Origin of the sequence: Lewinella cohaerens DSM 23179, assembly GCF_000379805.1 — a bacterium.
Lineage (GTDB): Bacteria > Bacteroidota > Bacteroidia > Chitinophagales > Saprospiraceae > Lewinella > Lewinella cohaerens.
Window position 1 is genome coordinate 77,486 of sequence record NZ_KB903545.1, and the last position, 19,557, is coordinate 97,042.

11 protein-coding genes are annotated in these 19,557 nt (G+C 44.3%); 10 read left to right on the forward strand and 1 reads right to left on the reverse strand.

From position 1 onward, the window contains the following. Nucleotides 1-8: 8 nt before the first annotated feature. On the reverse strand, nt 9-956 hold the full coding sequence (locus A3EU_RS0114425; protein ID WP_020536888.1) for a DUF4382 domain-containing protein: 948 nt from the start codon (nt 954-956) through the stop codon (nt 9-11). Nucleotides 957-1,174: 218 nt separating this feature from the next. On the opposite strand from A3EU_RS0114425, the gene A3EU_RS32850 reads away from it, so the two are divergent. The 10 genes from A3EU_RS32850 (at nt 1,175) to A3EU_RS0114475 (ending at nt 19,553) form a co-directional block, all read left to right on the forward strand. Further along, nucleotides 1,175-4,315 (forward strand): M36 family metallopeptidase, encoded by a 3,141-nt coding sequence (locus A3EU_RS32850; protein WP_020536889.1) that lies wholly within the window; start codon nt 1,175-1,177, stop codon nt 4,313-4,315. Between the two features lie 183 nt (nt 4,316-4,498). Beyond that, nucleotides 4,499-7,657, forward strand: a complete 3,159-nt coding sequence (locus A3EU_RS32855) for a T9SS type A sorting domain-containing protein (RefSeq protein ID WP_020536890.1) — start codon at nt 4,499-4,501, stop codon at nt 7,655-7,657. A 307-nt stretch (nt 7,658-7,964) separates the two neighbouring features. Further along, nucleotides 7,965-9,482 (forward strand): hypothetical protein, encoded by a 1,518-nt coding sequence (locus A3EU_RS0114440; protein WP_020536891.1) that lies wholly within the window; start codon nt 7,965-7,967, stop codon nt 9,480-9,482. A gap of 100 nt (nt 9,483-9,582) precedes the next feature. Further along, nucleotides 9,583-10,428 (forward strand): T9SS type A sorting domain-containing protein, encoded by an 846-nt coding sequence (locus A3EU_RS0114445; RefSeq protein ID WP_044085942.1) that lies wholly within the window; start codon nt 9,583-9,585, stop codon nt 10,426-10,428. A gap of 88 nt (nt 10,429-10,516) precedes the next feature. Then, nucleotides 10,517-13,837, forward strand: a complete 3,321-nt coding sequence (locus A3EU_RS32860; RefSeq protein ID WP_169433355.1) for a M36 family metallopeptidase — start codon at nt 10,517-10,519, stop codon at nt 13,835-13,837. Between the two features lie 56 nt (nt 13,838-13,893). Beyond that, nucleotides 13,894-14,739, forward strand: coding sequence for a mechanosensitive ion channel family protein (locus A3EU_RS0114455; RefSeq protein WP_020536894.1), 846 nt, complete (start codon nt 13,894-13,896; stop codon nt 14,737-14,739). Beyond that, on the forward strand, nt 14,739-15,827 hold the full coding sequence (gene corA, locus A3EU_RS0114460; protein ID WP_020536895.1) for a magnesium/cobalt transporter CorA: 1,089 nt from the start codon (nt 14,739-14,741) through the stop codon (nt 15,825-15,827). Before A3EU_RS0114455 ends, corA begins: the two co-directional genes overlap by 1 nt. 206 nt (nt 15,828-16,033) lie before the next feature. Then, entirely contained in the window at nt 16,034-17,512 is a 1,479-nt protein-coding gene (locus tag A3EU_RS0114465; protein WP_020536896.1) for a hypothetical protein, read from the forward strand. Nucleotides 17,513-17,532: 20 nt separating this feature from the next. Then, on the forward strand, nt 17,533-18,540 hold the full coding sequence (locus tag A3EU_RS30535) for a sensor histidine kinase (RefSeq protein WP_020536897.1): 1,008 nt from the start codon (nt 17,533-17,535) through the stop codon (nt 18,538-18,540). Next, the gene (locus A3EU_RS0114475; protein ID WP_020536898.1) at nt 18,537-19,553 is read left to right on the forward strand and encodes a histidine kinase; all 1,017 of its coding nucleotides are present in this window, start codon (nt 18,537-18,539) and stop codon (nt 19,551-19,553) included. Before A3EU_RS30535 ends, A3EU_RS0114475 begins: the two co-directional genes overlap by 4 nt. The last annotated feature ends 4 nt before the right edge of the window (nt 19,554-19,557 follow it).

Genomic DNA, 19,557 nt, shown 5'->3' on the forward strand with positions numbered 1-19,557 from the left:
GTTCATTTTTATAAAGGAATAATGCCTGTGACAATTACATTGGCGGTAACTGTTGCTTGTGCATCCACTTTAATAGCTCCCAGGTCAATACTTGTAATAGCATCTAATAGGAGGGTGCCTTGTAGCTCAGTGGTACCGTCATTGTCTTCGTCTTTAAAAGCAGCAAAGTGAATTTCGTAATCGCCTGCTTCTAGAAAATGGAGCTCATAGTCACCATTATTAGCAACGACAGCACTCGTTACAGCACCTTGGAATGTAAGATCGTTTTCGCCACTTACCTCATTGTCGCGGTTGTAGGTCCCTTTGCGGTAAGCAAATACCACCAGGGTTTCACTATTGGAAACGAAATCCTGGCAATTACCAGCAATGACACCGCTTTCGTTGCGATTGACCAACCTCAGCGAACTATTGAAACGGCTACTACTCACAAACTCATATTCATCTTGTTGGGTAGGACTGTCCTCTCTGGTCAGGCACTTACGCAAATCGAAATCAATTAAAAGCTTGGTGGTTTGATTGGCAATGATGTCGAAATTATTGCTGATCCGCACTTCGTCACTGGTACTGCGAACGGGCTGCTTATTACCGTTTTCATCGAGAACGTAACAGCCGGGGCTGTTGCCACTAGCATCGGTTTCATAATCAAGCACCAAAGTGATGTTGCTGTAAGTCTTTGCGTCCAAATCCAAAGCGCCTAATAATTCGGTATTCCCGTTTTGGTAAGCCATAATATCCAGTGATGTTTTTGAATATCCATTGAGTGATTGGCCATCAATCCGTACATCGGCAATGGTGACAAAGACCGCCTGAACACCCGCGTCATCTACCGGAGCATCTGTGATTTCGACCTCTACTTCTCCTTGAAGTTGGTCGCTGTTGTTGTCTTTTTCGCAAGATAAAAAGCTGAATATCAGTACGATAATTAATGTACTGAAACTTCCATTTTGATAAGTCATAAGATGTGTTTTTGGAAAATATTCATGGAAAAAAATGTATCAACCTAAGAACTGATAGGGGTGAGAATTTATTTTCTGATTTTTTTTCCCATGCTTTTTCAAATATCAGACGAGCGGTCTTTCGGCCCGGTTTTGCTGCACATTTGTAACAAGAGGAAGAACAGTGCCTTTCTGAAATCAACCTCTTCTCATTGTTACAAACTTATAAATCAGATATAATGAATTCGTACACACTACCACACAATAGCTTTTTTAAGCCCTACGGTTTACTCCTGGCCGGCATTCTCTTTTGCACAGGATTAATGGCACAGAAAACCTATACGACAGACGACGTAAGAACAATCTTACTACAAGAGAAGAGCGACCGTATTCAGGATGCAGATTTTAATGAACTGGAAATTACGGCTCAGTATACGGATGAAAAATCGGGCCTCACCCATGTATATGTACAACAGCAGTACCAAGGTATTCCTATTGTAGATGCGCAAGGTGGACTGCATTTCGATGGCACCGGAAAATTGGCCTATCATGCCGATCACTTTACAGCTAATCTGGCACAGAAAACCCGTGGCCAACAAGCCAGCCTCAGTGCCGCAGAAGCAGTAGAGGCGGCTTTAGGCAATCTAGGTGTTGCAGCAGATAAACTCACTCAAAAAACCACCAAAAATGCTAACAGCTACGTTTTTGAGCAAACAGCTTATACAGCAATGGACATCCCTGCCAGGTTGGTGTATATCATCAACCGGAGCGGTGATCTTACCCTCGCCTGGGAGGTAGGAATCTACACGCTCGATGAAAATAACTACTGGCAAATGTACCTCGATGCCCGCAGCGGCCGCGAGTTGAACCGCCAGGATCTGGTCATCCACTGTCAGTTTAGTAAAAACGAAAGCCACGACCATACCCACGGACAAGCGTGCGAATTAACCCAACCCAATAAGCTGGAACAAATGCTAAAGTCTACTGAGCAAAGCGCCGCTACAGCAGCCTTCTCCGGCGCTAATTTCTACCGCGTATACGATGCGCCGATTGAAGCACCAACCTTCGGTGAGCGCACACTGGTGGGCACTAGTGGCGATCCAACAGCTTCTCCGCTAGGCTGGCACAATGATGGTTTATTGCAGCACAATATTACCAAAGGAAACAATGTATATGCCTACCAGGATCCTGGTCCTCTTAGCACTGGTATTCCTGCGGTAGGTGGTTTGCCTGGCCAGCAGCCATTGGTTTTTGATTTTGATGCCGACCTCAGCCTGCCTCCAGTTGCTTTTCGCGATGCAGCGATTACCAACCTGTTTTACTGGAACAACTTGATCCACGATATTTTCTACCCTTACGGCTTCACCGAAGCAGCAGGTAACTTTCAGTCTACCAACTTCGGGCGTGGTGGTGCAGGAAACGATGCTGTTTTAGCAGAAGCACAAGACGGTTCAGGGGTTGATAATGCCAATTTCCTGACTTTGGCGGATGGCCTGCCTGGTCGGATGCAGATGTTTCTTTGGACAGGTGTGCCACTGATTGATGGCGATTTTGACAATGGTGTTATTCTACACGAATATGGCCACGGTATTTCTACTCGCCTGACGGGCGGCCCGGCAGCTACTTGCCTTGGTGGCGATGAGCAAAGCGGTGAGGGCTGGAGTGATTTCTTTGGCTATATGATTACCATGAACCCCAATAGCGTACCTGCCGTATTTGCAGAAGGCCGTGGTATTGGTTCTTACGTTTTCGGGGAAGCTCCTGACGGAGACGGCATTCGCCCTGCACGTTACAGCACGGATTTTTCTATCAACGATTACACGTATGGAGATCTAAACAACAGTGAAATTTCAGCCCCACATGGTGTTGGCTTTATCTGGGCCACCATGCTGTGGGAAATGACAGCTAAACTGGTAGATGCCTATGGTTATGATACGGATATCATGAATGGTAATGGCGGTAATAATATAGCGATCCAATTGGTCATGACTGGTTTGAAGTTGCAGCCTTGTTCTCCCACTTTCGTGGAACAACGTGATGCTATCCTCGCGGCTGATCAGCTCCTGTATGGTGGTGCCAACAAGTGCCTGATTTGGGAAGCGTTTGCCAAGCGCGGCCTGGGCTTCAGTGCGCAGTCGGGGACCAATGGCCGCGGTGATGAGACAGAAGCTTTTGATATGCCAGCGACCTATTGCCTGCCTTCGGTAGAGATGACGACAGAAGTAGTGAGTTTGGCCAGCAATGGCGGTACAATGGAAGTACAAATTAATATTGTCAATAACGCTGAAACGGCTATCGGAGGAATCGAAGTAACAGAAGAAATGCCTGCCGGAACCACCGTGGTTAATGCTTCTGATAGCTTTGTATCTGCTGGAAATGAGCTTGTTTTCTCGGGTATCAGTGTACCTGCCAACAGTACCTACACCATCACCCTTACCCTGAACGTAAACACTCCTAGTCAAGCAGAAATGCTACTGCGCGATGACCTGGAAGCCAATCCATTTGGTTGGACAGTATCTCCTGGCTTAAACCAATTCGTTTGGACGACAGAAGACGCCTTCAGTGGCAACTATTCGTTCAAAACAACTAACCCAGACAATTTCAGTAACCTTACCCTCACCTGGAACGAACCATTAAATGTAACTAGTGGCACCCACCTACGCTTTGCCCACCGTTTCAACACAGAAGAAAACTTTGATGGCGGGATGGTAGAGGTCTCAAATGATGATGGAATAACCTGGACAGACCTCGGCCCATTGTTTGTAGAAAATGGTTACAACAACTTTGTAGCTGTAGCGGATAACCCACTGATCAATGGCTTCTGCTTCGGCGGTAACTCTGGAGCATTTATCCATTCAATGGCAGACTTGAGCCCATTTGCAGGACAAACCTTGCGCCTACGCTACCGTTTTGCTTCGGATGTACTGACTGCCGCAGAAGGATGGTTTATTGATGATGTAGAGTTGGTCAATGACCCATATACAGTAACCAATACCGCTAGCTTCTCTATGGCTAATGGTGCTGTCACCGGACAAGCTACCGACGAGATACTTATTCTCGATGTAAATAATACAGAACTAAAAGGGCAAAGCACTACACCACAAGCTGTTCCTTCGGCCCGCAACAACACTTTGGCTACAGTGAGCAGTGATTTTGAACTGGCTCCTAATCCAAGTTCTACCCAAGTTCAAATCTTCCGTAACAACTGGACAGAAGCAGCAGCTCTCCGAGTGATGGATGCGCGTGGCCAAGTGATGTATACAAGCGAGATGAACAATAAGCAACAATCTTTAGATGTAAGCAACTGGCCTGCTGGTATCTATCTCGTGCAAATCCAGGAAGGAGACAACTTGGTGAGCAAGAAGTTGATTGTCGAGTAAGAGGAACAAGTCTAAAGAAACATTTCTGAATTAATAGTTCCGGAACCCAATCGGAATTTCGATTGGGTTCCTTTTTTTCCCATGCTTTTTCAAATATCAGATTAGAGGATGAATCCCTCATTCTGGCCGTAGTTTTGATGTATCAAGAAAGAACGAAAGAAAACGTACACAAAACATTTTATCATGAGAAACTACACTACACTCAATAGCTCCAAAAAACTACTCACAACACTCCTGGCGCTTTTTTTAGTGATAGGAGCCACATACACCCAAGTTTCCTTTTCGACACTACTCCAGGAACAGGCCGTAGGACCGGATGGCCTACGGCGCTGTTCCTCAGTAGAGGTGAATGCTATTCGCCAAATGAATAATCCCAATTTACCTTCTATCCAAACCTTTGAAGAATGGCTGGCACCGAAGGTTGCAGAGTACAAAACCCGCAAAAAGACAGGGCCAAATAGGGCGGTGGTCATTCAAATTCCGGTAGTGGTACACATTCTTCATAATGGAGAAGCCATTGGTACCGCTCCAAATATTACAGATGCTCAAGCGCTTTCACAAATACAGGTAATGAACGAGGATTTTCGTAAAATTTTCAATTCTCGAGGTTATAATGAAAACCCGGTTGGGGCAGATTTAGAGATAGAATTCGTAATGGCTCAAACAGCCCCCGATGGCTCTGCCACCAATGGCATTAATCGCCGCAACATCAACCAGGATGGTGTAACGGTTGATGATCTGGAAAACACTATTAAAGCAGCTACCGTTTGGGAAACTACCGAATATATGAATATGTGGTCGGTGAAGTTTGTTGCGCCAGATGATACCACACTGGGATATGCTCAGTTTCCTGAAGGCTCCGGATTGGCTGGCCTTCCTACTTCTGGCGAAGAAGCAACGACAGATGGGGTGGTTATTCGTTACCAAAGTTTTGGTACTGCCGACCTTGATGATGGTTCTTTTCTATTGGATGCTCCTTATCATTTGGGCCGAACAGCAACGCACGAAGTAGGGCACTGGATTGGTTTGCGCCATATCTGGGGAGATGGCTTGGGCTGTAACCTTGGTGCACCGGTTCCTGGATGTAGTTGTTCTGAAGATGATTTTTGTGAGGACACCCCAAATTCAGATATGGCCAACTACGGTTGTCCGGAAGATAAAACGTCTCCTTGCAATCTTATAGACGATCCAATGGCCGATCCAACGGAAGACATGGTCGAAAACTATATGGATTATAGCGATGATGCTTGTATGAATATCTTCACTGAAGATCAAAAAACACGTGCCCGTACCGTAATGTTGAACTCTCCTCGCCGGATGGAGTTGCCCTTTTCTCCTGCATTATTTCCGCCACAGGCTTATGTCGCTTTTAGTACTTCTATGAGTTCGGTGACAGAGGGAAGCAGCTGCAATATTGGGCAAGTAGCCGTTGGGTTAGAAATTACAGAGGTTCCTTCAGGTACAGTAACGGTGACGGTCGCAGTATCCAGCGGCACTGCTGATGACGAAGATTACGAATTATTAAATAATACAATTATTTTTTCCTCCGGAACATCCACTTCAATTGACCTTCTCGTAGATATCTATGAAGACACAAAAATTGAATCCTTGGAAAGCATTAATCTGGAAATTATCGATGTATCAGGAGCAGGTGTTGCCGCGAACTATCGCCAGGCACACACCCTTTTACTTGCTGATGATGACTACTCTCCGGAATTGGCTGGTTTTCAGCCTAATGTGACCTTGTTTCAGGAGGGTTTTACGACAGGATTAGGCAATTGGACCCAGCAAAGTGTCGGTGGAGCCAATGTTGAATGGGTTGCAGGCAGCCCGGCAACAGGTATCGCTCAAAGTGTCTACATCAGCCGTACTGATTTGCCTGCCAACCTGCATAGCTATGATGGTTTCACGGGAGCCAATGTGATGTTGATTTCTCCTGTAATTGATGCTTCCTTGTTTACCGACCTGGAACTTTCCTTCGATTATGTCTGCTTTGGCGAACAAGATGCGACTACTGGCGACCTTTTCGATTACGGCACCGTACTTTTTTCTAATGATAATGGCCAAAATTGGACAGTCATCAGTGAGCCTTTGGTGAATGAACTGATGGCTACTGATATGACGCTGGATTTGCCGGCATCCGCTAATGGATGTGCCAATATGCGCTTGGCCTTTCGGTGGGAAAATGATGAATTGGTTGCCTTCGATCCACCTTTAAATATTGACAATGTTCGTATCAAAGGAAGCAGCCGCGCACCCGTTTTAGTACAAGAAGAAGTAAATACCGCAAATGCGCCTGCTTACGATTTTGGGCCACAGTCTACTATGAATGTTTACGATCCAGTGAGTGGCCGCTTATTGATGACCCTTGAAAATGACAGTGATTTTGATTTTGGTTGCACTTCCATTACAATAGACCGCAGCCGGAATAGTGCCGGTGTCAACGCGGTTAACTTCTGGAATGAAGAAAGTAGTAATGCATTGGCATCCAAGACCATGCGAATTGTTAGCGAAAATATTCCCAATACTCCCCAAGCGGTTACGGCTCGGATGTATTTTACCCAGGCTGAAATTATTGCCTGGGAAATTGCAACCGGCCGTTCCCGTACCCAAATGCAAATAGTAACAGTCACCGATAATCCCATTGACGTAGTGAATAGCTCAAACTTCGGTGACTTTACTATTGCGCTTGAACCGACCTTAGTAGGTACTTTTAATACCAGCAATATTACGCTTGAGGCGGAATTGAATACTCTGTTAAACCTTGGATTAGGAGTGGGAGTTGCAGGATCGCCCTTACCTGTGAACCTGATTTCTTTTGAAGCTCGTCTTCAAGAAAATGCAGTAACCGCATTACAATGGGTGACCGCAGGTGAAGTAAATAACGATTACTTCTCCATTGAACACTCGACCAATGGCCGTGACTTTACCGTCATTGGTGAAGAAAATGGCGCGGGTAATATTACTCAGGAAAAAAGCTACCGCTTTTACCACGAAAAACCACAGGCTGGCTCGAACTATTACCGGCTTGTACAGTATGATTATTCGGGGGGATTTTCCTATTCACCCATCAAAATAGTAGAACGGAAAGTGCTAGACGGTCAGTTGAAAGCTTACCCTAATCCGGTGAGATCAAATCTGACGATTGCACCTTCTGCTACCATATTGTCGGATTTCGAGATCAGAATTCTGGATACCCGGGGGGGGATCATACGAAACTTGATCTTGTCATCCGGTACTTCACAAACCATAGATGTCAGTGGTCTTCAGCCAGGAACTTATTTCCTGAACTGGCGATCAAATGAATCTACCGGAACAGAGACCATCGTTATTGTTCCTTAATTAAGGAAAGCCGGTTGGTCTATCAGGTTTTCGGGGGAAGATTTGTGAGGACTAATCGACTTGAATACAAAAGGAACAGACGAAAACAGACACTTTTAGTGTACGTTTCTTGAAGTGAACGTCAGCGGTTTTTCGCTGGCGTTTTTTTTATTTACCAGAAAACATTACTTTTCGAGCAGAAGCGAGCTGCACAGCCTAAAAAATAAAACTCAAGGGGTGTGGTGCTGAGGAGAATTTCGCCCGAAATAATCTCCGCAAATAACGCTTCAAAACACCCAAAGACCATGCACCATTAAACAAGCGTGGTATGCTAGTAATTGAAAAAACGGTTAAATTACTTGATGATTTTCATCTCCAAAAATTCCGGCAATACTTAAAAGAGGTAAGCGTTAGGTCTTATTACCCCTTGGCTTTGGTCGATATTATAGATCGAGATTTCCGGGTAGAGCAAGATTCTCCGGAGTTATATCGCTTGGTCTACGGTGAAAAACCGGCGGATGAAAAGGACATGAAAAAGCTGTTCCAGCTGGCCCATCATACTTTTCGGCAAACCTCTTTCTTAGCGAAAAACTACCCTAATTACCTGGTGCCTAATATTGTAAAACTCCAAGAGTTAATCAATACCGGCCAATTGGAAGAAGCCATCGAGTTGGGAAGTATCCTAGGGGATGTTTGCGAAAAAGTCGAAGATTTTTCAACCTTGATCAAGGTTCTTCAGATTCAGGCACAAACGGCTACTTATGAAGGGTCGTTGCAGGAAACGGTCAAACTTTATGAAAAGGTTAGTGAATTTATAACTATTGAACAACAACTAAACGAAATTAAGTTGTTGATTGCTGGTAGATTGTCGGTTGATGGAAAAGCTATTTCGCCTGCTGAACATGAAACGCAATTAAATCGGCTCAAAGATTTGGCAAAAACAGACAATTATTCTGTACAAATATTGGCCCGGTTAAACATTTCTTACCTCCTTTACCTCCAAAGAGCACCAAGTTTTTTCACAGAAGAAAATTTTAATACCCTCATAGAAATTGAGGAAAGCGTGCAAAAAAATGAGCATGTCATCAAGCCCTACCTGTATAACCTTATGCCCAAAGTGCATTTCTTAAAACTGCACTACCTTTTTCGACAACCCAATATTGCCAATATTCTTCTGGAAGCACAGAAAATTACGGAAGATGGAAAAACGGAGCTGTTCTGGAATAGCTTTGTCAATTTACCAGAGCTGAATTCTATATTTATTCAAAGCAGCCATTTGGTAAGTAGTTATTATGGTAGTTACAAACCTAATTATGAGCAAGAATTACCAGAAGAAATAAAAAAGCAAATTGACCATTTGAGAGAAAGGTGTGCGGCCATATTGGCCAAACCTGTCCTGGAAGAAAAATTTGTGCAACGATACGTAGGACTTAGTTCGGTTTATGCCGGGCTACTTTTGTTGGGGAACAAGGATATGATTCGCCAAAGTGTTCAAAATATAGAATCGCTTTTGCTTTTTTACCAACAAGTTTCTTTCAAAATGAAGTTGGATGCGATTTATACAACCCTGATAATGGGGAATTTTGCGTTGCAGGATTTTGCACAAGTCGAAAAAACTTTTCGCAGGTACAAGAAAACAGCAAAAAACAAAGTGCTCAACGAAGAAAATGATTTAACAATCCTAGGGTTTTATTATGCAGCGAAATATATTGAGAATGGCAGGGCCCAATACGCTAAAAAATTTCGAAAAATATTAGAAGAAACGGAAGAAAAAGACGGGTTGAAAAGTGTAACAAACCAATTGAAAGAAATTGCTGATTTTTTTGCGATTCCTAGTGGGAAATAGTTGCTTTTTAGTACAATAAACTGTATATTGTATTTATATTTAAAATGCAGGTTTACAGCATTTTAAATGCTATTAATTACGAGAAATGTACGACACAGATATGAAATATTTTTTGTTGCCAGTAATGCTGGTTTTTTCCCTCGTTTTGAATGCTCAATCAGCTTCTTATTTTATCAATGAAATTAGCTATACAGCTAGTAATCCTTCCGAAAAAGGATTTGAAATTGTTGGCACGGCAGGAAGTCAATTGACCGGCTGGTCAGCAGTGCAATATCATGCAGATGGATGGCAGTCTAAAGTAGATGATTTATCCAATCAAATAATACCCAGTCAGCAAAATGGCTACGGCACCATTTGGTACGACATTGAACAGGGGGGTGATTCTGGTGGCCTCGCTTTAGTTGACCCAACTGGATCGATTGTGCAGTTTGTAGCCTACGGGCCATTAAACGGAAATGGCATACTAAATGGCGCGCTGGATGGACTCGCTGCGGGCAGTATTCCTGAATATATTGGTGCCGTCAGTGATGCGAATAGTGCTATGCAACTCGTAGGGACAGGCAACCTTTATGCTACCTTCTTTTGGGCGAGTACACAGACCGCTTCTTTAGGTCAAGTGAATGATAATCAGTTTTTTATACCTCTTGTTATCGGTTTGCAGTCAGGTTCTGATAATACGGAATCTTTGACCGAAAGAACCTACCAAGCAACGGCTTGGCCGAATCCAACAACTGATTTCCTTCAGGTTAGATTACCTGAGCTAAAGGGAGGCAGCCCACGAATTTTGTGTTTGTATGATCAAAATGGTCGCCAACTTATTCGCCAGCAGGTGAGTAAAGAAGCTCAACAAATACAATTGGAACTGGGAGATCTTTCTGCCGGAATATATTATGTAACTGTTTTTTCTAAAGATAATCAGTGGCAGTATGAAGTGGTTGTTAAATAAGAAATTTCGAACCTCTGGTTTTAAAAACATAGTAGCGATAAGTTCGCTACTATGTTTTTGTTTTTTAGGGAATAGCCAGTCGGTTTCTTTGGAGAATTGGACTGATAAAGTTGACGCTTTCATTTATCAAAAATTAAATATTGAGCCACTAGAGGGGCAGGCGTTTATTATTCAGGACGAGCACAAAAGCACTGCCTCAGGAGTATCCCACCTGTATTTGCAGACGTATTTACAGGGCTTACCTGTCTTTGAAAGTTGGGCCGATTTACACTTTGACCAATCCGGAGAATTAGCATTTTATAATGATGAATTGAAACGAATTCCTTCAAGAAATGCAGCTGATTTTACTCGGCTATCTGTTGATAGTCATCATGTTGTGAGTATAGATGTGCTTGCGGGTAAAGTCCGTGTTTCCCCACTTGATTTCGTTACAAACCCTCCTGTTATTCATCAGTCACCCCGATTAGGATGGTGGTTTGATGAAGGGTTACACTTGGCGGCAGAAACAATTTTTGAATACGAGGATAACCTCTGGCAGGTCATTTATGAAGTAGAAAGTGAAGAGATTTTAAAACAAAGAAACCTGACTGTTAGTTGTCGGTTTGAAGGCCATGGAGATAGTTGTGAGCGTGCTCATGTTTCTGATTTTAAATTAAAACCAATAGACGAAGGTGCCTCTTCTGCTACGGGTAGTTTTATAGGGCAATACAATTACTTTTCTCCGGGTGTGCCTTCTCCAGTATACGGTAGTAGAACTTTGACGACCGGAAGCCTTCTGATTGATCCCGTAGCCGCCCCTCATGGTTGGCATGACGGTGATGGGGATGGCGCTACTACGGAATACTATTATACCCAGGGCAATCACGTTTATGCTTATTATGCGCCTATTGGAACCATTGCTAACCCACCACCGATAGCGATTACCCGTGACCCCGCACTCGGAACTTACCTGGCTGGTAATGTACCTTTTCCTTTTGGCAATACCCTTGATTTCAACTACACCTCAGACTTGTCCTCTAATAACCCACAATCTTATTTAGAGGATGCTATCACAAACCTCTTCGTATGGAACAACCTTTGTCACGATATCCTTTACCAGCATGGTTTTGATGAGGCAGCAGGTAATTTTCAGGCACTCAATTTTTCTAGTGGAGGGGGAGGAGACCCTGTTTTGGCGCGTGCCCAGGATGGTTCAGGTATTAATAATGCAACTTTTAGTACGCCTGCTGACGGTAGCAGCCCCACCATGCGGATGTTCCTGTGGGATACCCAACTGAACGGTGATTTCAGGGATGCAAGTTTTGATAATGTGATCATCGCCCACGAGTATGCTCACGGCTTGTCTTTTCGATTAGTGGGCGGCGCAGGGAATGTAACTTGCCTTGGGAATTTTGAGCAAGGAGGAGAAGGCTGGAGTGATTTTGTAGCCCTGCTGCTAACGATTGATAGTGATGACGATGGTGTCATCGAAGAATCAGCCCTTGGAGAAGGCGTACGCTCAATAGGGAATTATGTCCTCAAGCAAGGGGCTGGAGGAAAAGGGATTCGCTCGCGGTTTTATTCTACGGATATGGACTGTCCGGCAACAACTTGTAATGACCTTACCTACGATCAATTGGATCAGCTTCAGGCACCTCACGGCGTGGGGACGCTTTGGTGTACCATGCTATGGGATATGGCCTGGGCATTGATAAATAAGTATGGTTTTGAGCCCAATTGGCGGCTTACAAATAGCACTGCTGGCAACATCAGAGCCTTGAAAATAGTAATTGAAGGCCTGAAAATGACCGCTTGTAGCCCCAGTTTTCCCGATATGAGGGATGCTGTAATGGCTGCCAATACGGCCCTTTACGGCTCGGCAGATGAAGAATTACTCTGGAATGTTTTTGCCCGCCGTGGCCTTGGCGTTGATGCTCAGGCAGGTGGGATAGCTTCTTTTGATAGTCCTACCCTTAAAATCGAGAAAACAGTTGATAAAGAAGAGGCAGAAATAGGGGAGACCGTAACCTATACCCTTACCATCACCAATAATACCGATCAGAGCCTCAGTCAAATACAAATTACAGATGACTTTTCTAGTAACCTTACCGTTACCAATGGCCAAATTTCCAATGGTGGAATTCGGGTTGGTAATAGTATTTCCTGGCCATCGGTGAGCCTTGCTTCTGGTAGTTCTATTACCCGTACATTCAGTGGAACTATTACCGCAGTGGAAGGAACTACCGCTGTTTTTGCTGATCCTGTAGAAGGGCTCTCTTCGGCCTTCGTTCCTGCGGGGCAGTGGATCACAGATAGCGGGCAGACAAATCCTGGCAGTGGTTCGTCGCTGGCATGGTTTCACCCCTCATTACCCTTGCTTACTGAAAGCTCTTTGCTGTTGAATATTACGCCTACGGCTACCGCTAACCAACTGATGTTTTGGCAATGGTTTGATCTCGAAAGTGGTATCGATGGCGGGGTTATTGAAATATTGGATGGCAGCAGCTGGAATGATTTGGGCAGCAATATTCGAGAATTTCCTTACACAGGGTACATGTACGACGCACTACCTACCCCCATCGGTGTACCCATACCATTTTCTACACTCAGCGGCCGATCTGGTTATACGGATTACAGCGGAGGCTGGCGACGGACGGTGATCGACCTTTCTGCTTATACGGGCGCACAAACGATACGCTTTCGTTATGCGGCTGATGAATCGACAGACACCGGAGAATGCAATGGTCCAGCTGGAGCTTGTGAAGGCTGGTACCTGGACGATTTCTTTCTTTTAGATATGCATTCATTGCTCAACGAAGCTTGTGTAACCTCTGTCCAGGGGTACGGTAGCTGTGATGATGTTGGAGAAGTAGGCACTATTTACTATACCCCAGGAGCTTTGCCTGTAGAGTGGCTATCTGTTTTTGCTGCTGCTAAAAAAGATCATATCAACGTTGACTGGCGTACAGTAGAAAACGGAACCAATAGAGGGTTCTGGCTGGAACGATGGTCTTCCTCTTCACCTGCTTGGGAGCGCTTGGGCTGGATTCCCGCCAACCCCACTGGCGAGTACCAATTTTCGGATTATGAAGTAAGATATGGAGAGGAATATTTCTACCGCCTTTACCAAGAGGATTACGATGGCGGTTTTTCTTATTCTCAAATAGTTTCTGCAAAGCTGGAGGGAGCTGCTAATTCTTTGATTAATATTTTCCCGAACCCTGGGACAGAACAGCTTTTTGTAGTAGTAGATGAACCTTCTATACCCACACGTCGCTTACAAATAGTAGATGTCTATGGACACATATGGCAGGAGGAACTGATGGGGACTTACCTTGAAATTGAGACCAGCAATTGGCCAGGTGGCTGTTATTATCTTCATTTTATCAGCGGGGATGATGTCGTTACTAAAAAGTGGTTGAAGAGTTAAAGACTGGCTGTAATCGTTCCTGATTTTCGTAGCTTTGACAAAATTGAATTACTGAAATGGAAGAACAAGTGTTGGAGCATGCTAGCTATTATGGTTTAGCTGTAGGAATCCTTATCGGAACGGTTATCCTGGCAGCCTTGGTAGGTCGTTTTTTTAGAAGCCTCATCAAGCGCTCGACGGATGAGATGAAAAATGACCCTACCAACTATCTGTTTCTTCGCCATCTTATCATTGGAGTTATCTACCTTGTTGGTATTGGTGTGGCAGTTTACACAGTGCCTGAATTACGCGGCTTGGCAAGTTCTATGCTGGCTGGTGCTGGTATATTGGCGGTAGCTGTAGGTTTTGCTTCTCAGCATGCACTGAGTAATATAATAAGCGGGATGTTCATTGTGATTTTTAAACCCTTTCGGGTAAATGACCGAATTACAGTGAGAGATATGAGTGGTGTTATTGAAGATATAACGCTCAGACATACGGTGATTAGAAATTTTGAAAATCGCCGTATTATCATTCCGAATGCACTAATCAGTGATGAAATTGTCGTCAATGCAGATTTTGGAGATGGGAAAATTTGTAAGTGGATTGAAATAGGCATCAGCTATGAAAGTGATATCGATTTAGCTAAGCAAATCATGAGGGAAGAAACTATGGCTCATCCTTTGTTAATTGACAATCGTAATGCAGAACAAATTGCTGCCGGTGAGCCCGTTGTGATGGTAAGGTTGTTGGCTTTACAGGATTCCGGGATATTGTTGCGTGCCTGGGCCTGGACAGAAGGTCAAGCTGATTCCTTTGTTTTAGGCTGTGATCTTTACGAAAGTATTAAGAAGCGTTTTGATCGGGAAGGCATTGAAATTCCTTATCCACACCGGACGATTGTTCAGAAAACAAAATCGTAGTGAAACCTAGCAAGCAAAACAAACAGGCCCGTAGGGATAATAAGCGCAAAAAACTGGGACAACAACCCGGTGCCGTTATTTTTACAGGCGAACGCAAGGTGGAACAAGTAAAGATTCACTACCTCGAGTTCAATGAATCAACTTTTAATGAACAAGAAGTTGATAATCGTTCGGTTACCAATTTCCATGCCCCGGTACCCGAATATATCCAGTGGTATGATGTAAGGGGAATGCATGATACGGAGTTGATTGAAGAGTTCGGAAAGGTGTTTAATATTCACCCGCTAGCTCTCGAAGATATTGCCGATACCACCCAGCGGCCTAAGCTGGACGAATACCCTAATGGGATAATGATCTCTCTCCGGGCGCTGCATTTTGATCAGGAGGCTCGCAAAATGAGTTACGAACAGGTTACCATCTACCTGGGGGATGGCTTTTTAGTTAGTTTTCAAGAGTCGGAGACGGATTTATTCGCCGACATTCGCCAACGTATTCGCGAAGAAAAAGGAAGGGTACGAAAGAAAGGCGCTGATTACTTGGCTTACGCCTTAATGGATGTTGTTACGGACCGCTACTATTTGGTTATTGATGAAGTAGAGATCGCGATTGAACAAATTGAAACCGCTATTCTTAAAGATGCGGATCGTGAATTGAAAGGCCAAATTCATGACCTTAAGCAGGAGATGTTACTGGCGCGTCGTTCTATTGCTCCTTTGCGTGAAGTCGTAGGAGGCTTCGACCGATTATCAAATAACATGGTAACGGAAGATACGTTAGTCTACCTACGAGATTTGCGTGACCACGTTGTTCAGGTCACCGACTTGGTAGAAACTTATCGCGATATGCTCAATAGTTTACATGACCTCTACCTGTCAGAGTTGAGTTTCAGGATGAACAATGTCATGCAAGTGCTCACCATTATTTCTACCATCTTTATTCCCCTGGGTTTTTTCACAGGCCTGTACGGGATGAATTTCGAGTATATCCCAGAGTTGGGTTGGCCCAATGGCTATTTTTACCTACTTAGTGTCATGGGCGTGATGGTACTGGGAATGCTGTGGTATTTTCAGCGCAAGAAGTGGTTTTGATAGCAGCTTTTTGCTGATAATTCAATAAATGGCCCCTGTTGGACAAAGGGAAAACCATTCATTACACTATTTCTACCATTCATTACATCGGTTTTTCTCGTCTTGTGGTTACACTGCATCTTTGTGGGCGTTGAGTTTATATCACCATTTATACCCGGCCTAAATCTTCAAACCATTTCGCAACGGGTATAGAAAAAACAAGACCGATGAAATCACCCGACATCATTATCCACCGCCCTTTCTTTTTGTTTTTACTGTGTATAATTTTGGCTTTCCCGCTTTTGAGTAGTGCACAAACCGTTAGTACATCGTCCAATTCCATTACCATAAACGAGGACAGTAAACAGCGCCAAAAGTTTACGATCTGCCGTAACGGTACGAACTTTAGCGTTGAGTACGAAGGCTACATTACGCTTTCAGACGATGACCGTGACGTTGTCGCTATTTCAGCCGGAGGCTACTTGAAGGTTAGCAAGTCTGCTTTTGGCTCAAAGCGTCGTGTGCAGATTGAGGCAGATCGCTCTGGTAATCTGATTCGTAAATATTACGTAGGTTGGTCGCAGAAGGATTATGAACCAGAAGGCCGCACTTGGTTGGCCGAGATCCTGCCCGTAGTAGTACGTTCCAGTACGCTGGCTGCCGAAGATCGGGTTGATCGTATCTACAACTCTGGAGGCATCACAGCTTTTACACAAGAGGTCCAAAAGTTGGAAGGTGATTATGTGAAAGCTGCTTATCTGAAATTGATCCTATGTAAATCACTTCAGGAAAATGAAATCAATCAAGTCGTTCAGTTAATGGGAACCGAAATTGAATCAGATCATTATCTATCTGAATTATTGATGGATAATATTTCTGTACTTCTTAAAAATCCGGCCCGTCTATCGTCTTTCAAAGCTGCAGTAGCAAAAATTGATTCCGATCACTATTCCAATGAGGTTTTCCAAAAGGTAAACCGTTCTTCTGAAGTAAGTGATGCCTTGCTCATTGATCTCCTTAGTGCTGCGGATAATATCCAATCCGATCACTACCTTTCTTCCGTACTCATTGATGTGTTGCGCTACCGCGATTTAAGTAACTCAGGGTTGGATCAATTGCTGAAAGTCAGCCGTGGTATTCAATCAGACCACTACCTCAGCGAAGTTCTAAAGGACGCGATTCAGGAGACCAACCTCAGTAGCCAGTCGTTTAGAGCGTTAGCAGAAGCATTACGAACAGTCGAATCTGATCACTACAGTTGTGAAGTGGTAAAGGCCATGTCTGGTCGCGAATTATCTAAAGAAGATTTAAGCCTTTTGCTCACCGTGATGGGGGAAGAGATTGAATCCGATCATTACCTGAAGGAAGCGCTTGTCCATGTACTTCGTAAGCAAGATGCCAGTCGCATACCTATTACTTCCTTCTTGAAAGCCGTAGGCACAGTTGGTTCTGGAAATTACAGTATGGAAGTAATGAAAGAAATCGGACGTTCCACCAACTTGTCTTCCCTTTCGGATGCGCAAGTCATTGAAATTCTCCGGGCATGTGGCAAAATTGATTCTGATCATTATCTTACAGAAGCTCTAAGTGCTTTTGCTGCTGAGGCTAAGCGTCGTGGAGGTAGTGTGAAAGAAGCTTACTTGCAAGTAGCCGGGAATATATCTTCCGAAACGTACTACGGACGGGCTGCGAAAGCTGTCAACTAAGAAGTGCTAAACGTAAAGTATTGAAACGCCAATTGTTGATTCTATTCCTGGGTAGCCTCACCGGCCTGTTTCTACGTTTCCTCTTGAGTGGAGACCTGGAGCAGGCCGGTGCTCACCAACCCCTCTGGTGGCCCTGGATCGTTTGGGGAATACTGTTGGCTTATGGTGTTTTTTACTTGTCCCGACAGCTCGACCGTTGGCTAGACTGGCACCAACAACCGGGCTTGCGTTGGCTACTCGGTTGGATAAGTAATACCATAGTGGCGTTTGCTTTTGGCTGGCTGGGATTGCGATTTTATGCCTTGTTCACCGGTTTGCCTGTGCTCACCTGGGCGACGTTCTCTCCCTTGTTGATCAAGACTGCGCTTATTCTATTGCTGCTGGTTCTGCTGTATACCGTCGTTTATTTTGCCCTCTATTCCTATCGTTATTATGGTAAAATTAAACTGGCGGGGCTTCGTCATGAGAGGGCACAAATGGACTTACAGTGGAAAGCCCTGAGTAATCAGTTGCAGCCCCACTTTTTATTCAATAGCCTCAATACTATTTCTGCCTTGGTACACGAAGACGAGCAGCGTGCAGAACAGTTTATTCGCCGTCTGGCACATGCTTATCAGTATACTTTAGAGACTTACGGGAAAAATTTGGTACCTCTGAAAGACGAATTGCAGTTTGTACAATCTTATTATTACCTGCTAAAAACCCGCTTCGCAGATCATCTGAACATTGAATTAGATGTGGCAGCAAGCACCGACCATCTCAAGGTGCCGCCACTAGGGGTGCAACTCTTGGTAGAGAACGCGATTAAACACAATCGCCTGGGGGCAGGGAAAATACTCCGTATCAAAATCCTGACAAACGAAGATTGGCTATGGGTGATCAATAATACAAATGAAACCTCCGAAGAAAAGGAATCCTTTGAGGTAGGATTGGCCAACCTCAAGGCTCGCTACGAGTTATTATCTGAACGAAAAGTTGTGGTCAGAAAGGAAGATCAATTCATCGTTAAAATCCCCCTTTTACGATGAAGAAATTTTTCCTGCGAAAGCCCTTTTTTCGTCTGCTTACCCCGCTAGTCGTGGGTAGTGTAGCCTACATGCTGATTTTATTGTTCAACAACAATGTGAGTCAGTTACAGGAGGCTTTCCTGGGGGGCGAACTCTATTTTAGTGCAGGTTTGGCCTTGCTGATACAGGAGGCCATTTTGCAGTGTTTGCGCCCCTTGCTGAAGATTCGTTGGCAGGAAGGGCTCGCCTGGACAGTGGCAGGTTATGTGATGTTGGCCTTCTTTACCAGTATTTTGCTGGTCGGCTTAGCGGTGAGTTTTTATTACGTCAAAGCACTTGGTTATCAGCCGGCTGCTTCAGAGTTAATTCTTTTTTGCGGTATTTTCGGTGTGCTTGCTGGATTGCAAATTAGCTTGTACGTCAGCCACCAATTGTTATTTATCAATAATGAAGAACAGCTAAAGGAGGAACAGCAGCTGAGGGCAGGAATCATCGCTGATTTTCACCAATTCAAACGAGGGGTTAACCCTGATTTGTTATTGGAAAGCCTGGAAACACTCATCGTTTACTTGTATGATAATAAAGACTTGGCAGATGATATGCTTGACCACCTTGCCACAGTGTACCGTTATGTTTTGACAGCTCGGCGTAAGGAGTTAGTGCCTATTCACGAAGAACTTACAGTGCTACAGGAATTGATCGCGTTATTAGGCCATTTGCCTTACCGGAAAATTGCTTGGCAGCAGCCTACTGGTTTGAAAGGCCATATCGTTCCGGGAACATTATTACTGATTGTAGAGGCGATTATTCGAAGTAGTATTGTTATTTCAGACCAGGAATTACCCATTGTTTTGCTGCAAAATGAAAATTCGTATCAGGTAAGCTATCCGTGTTTGGAACGTATTCGGGAGTCACTTAGCTTAGTACAATTGACGCCTGTTGTCGAGAGTTATGCCGTCTATAGCCAGGAGGCGGTTTGCTTGATTGAAGAAGGTGGCAAGAAAACGATTACCCTGCCTATTATAGAACTTTAACCCT

Coding starts and splice junctions, on each gene's coding strand:
- A3EU_RS0114455 (WP_020536894.1), top strand. CDS start 13,894: ATGGAAGAACAAGTGTTGGAGCATGCTAGCTATTATGGTTTAGCTGTA.
- A3EU_RS32855 (WP_020536890.1), top strand. CDS start 4,499: ATGAGAAACTACACTACACTCAATAGCTCCAAAAAACTACTCACAACA.
- A3EU_RS0114465 (WP_020536896.1), top strand. CDS start 16,034: ATGAAATCACCCGACATCATTATCCACCGCCCTTTCTTTTTGTTTTTA.
- A3EU_RS0114475 (WP_020536898.1), top strand. CDS start 18,537: ATGAAGAAATTTTTCCTGCGAAAGCCCTTTTTTCGTCTGCTTACCCCG.
- A3EU_RS0114425 (WP_020536888.1), bottom strand. CDS start 956: ATGACTTATCAAAATGGAAGTTTCAGTACATTAATTATCGTACTGATA.
- A3EU_RS0114445 (WP_044085942.1), top strand. CDS start 9,583: ATGAAATATTTTTTGTTGCCAGTAATGCTGGTTTTTTCCCTCGTTTTG.
- A3EU_RS0114440 (WP_020536891.1), top strand. CDS start 7,965: ATGCTAGTAATTGAAAAAACGGTTAAATTACTTGATGATTTTCATCTC.
- A3EU_RS32850 (WP_020536889.1), top strand. CDS start 1,175: ATGAATTCGTACACACTACCACACAATAGCTTTTTTAAGCCCTACGGT.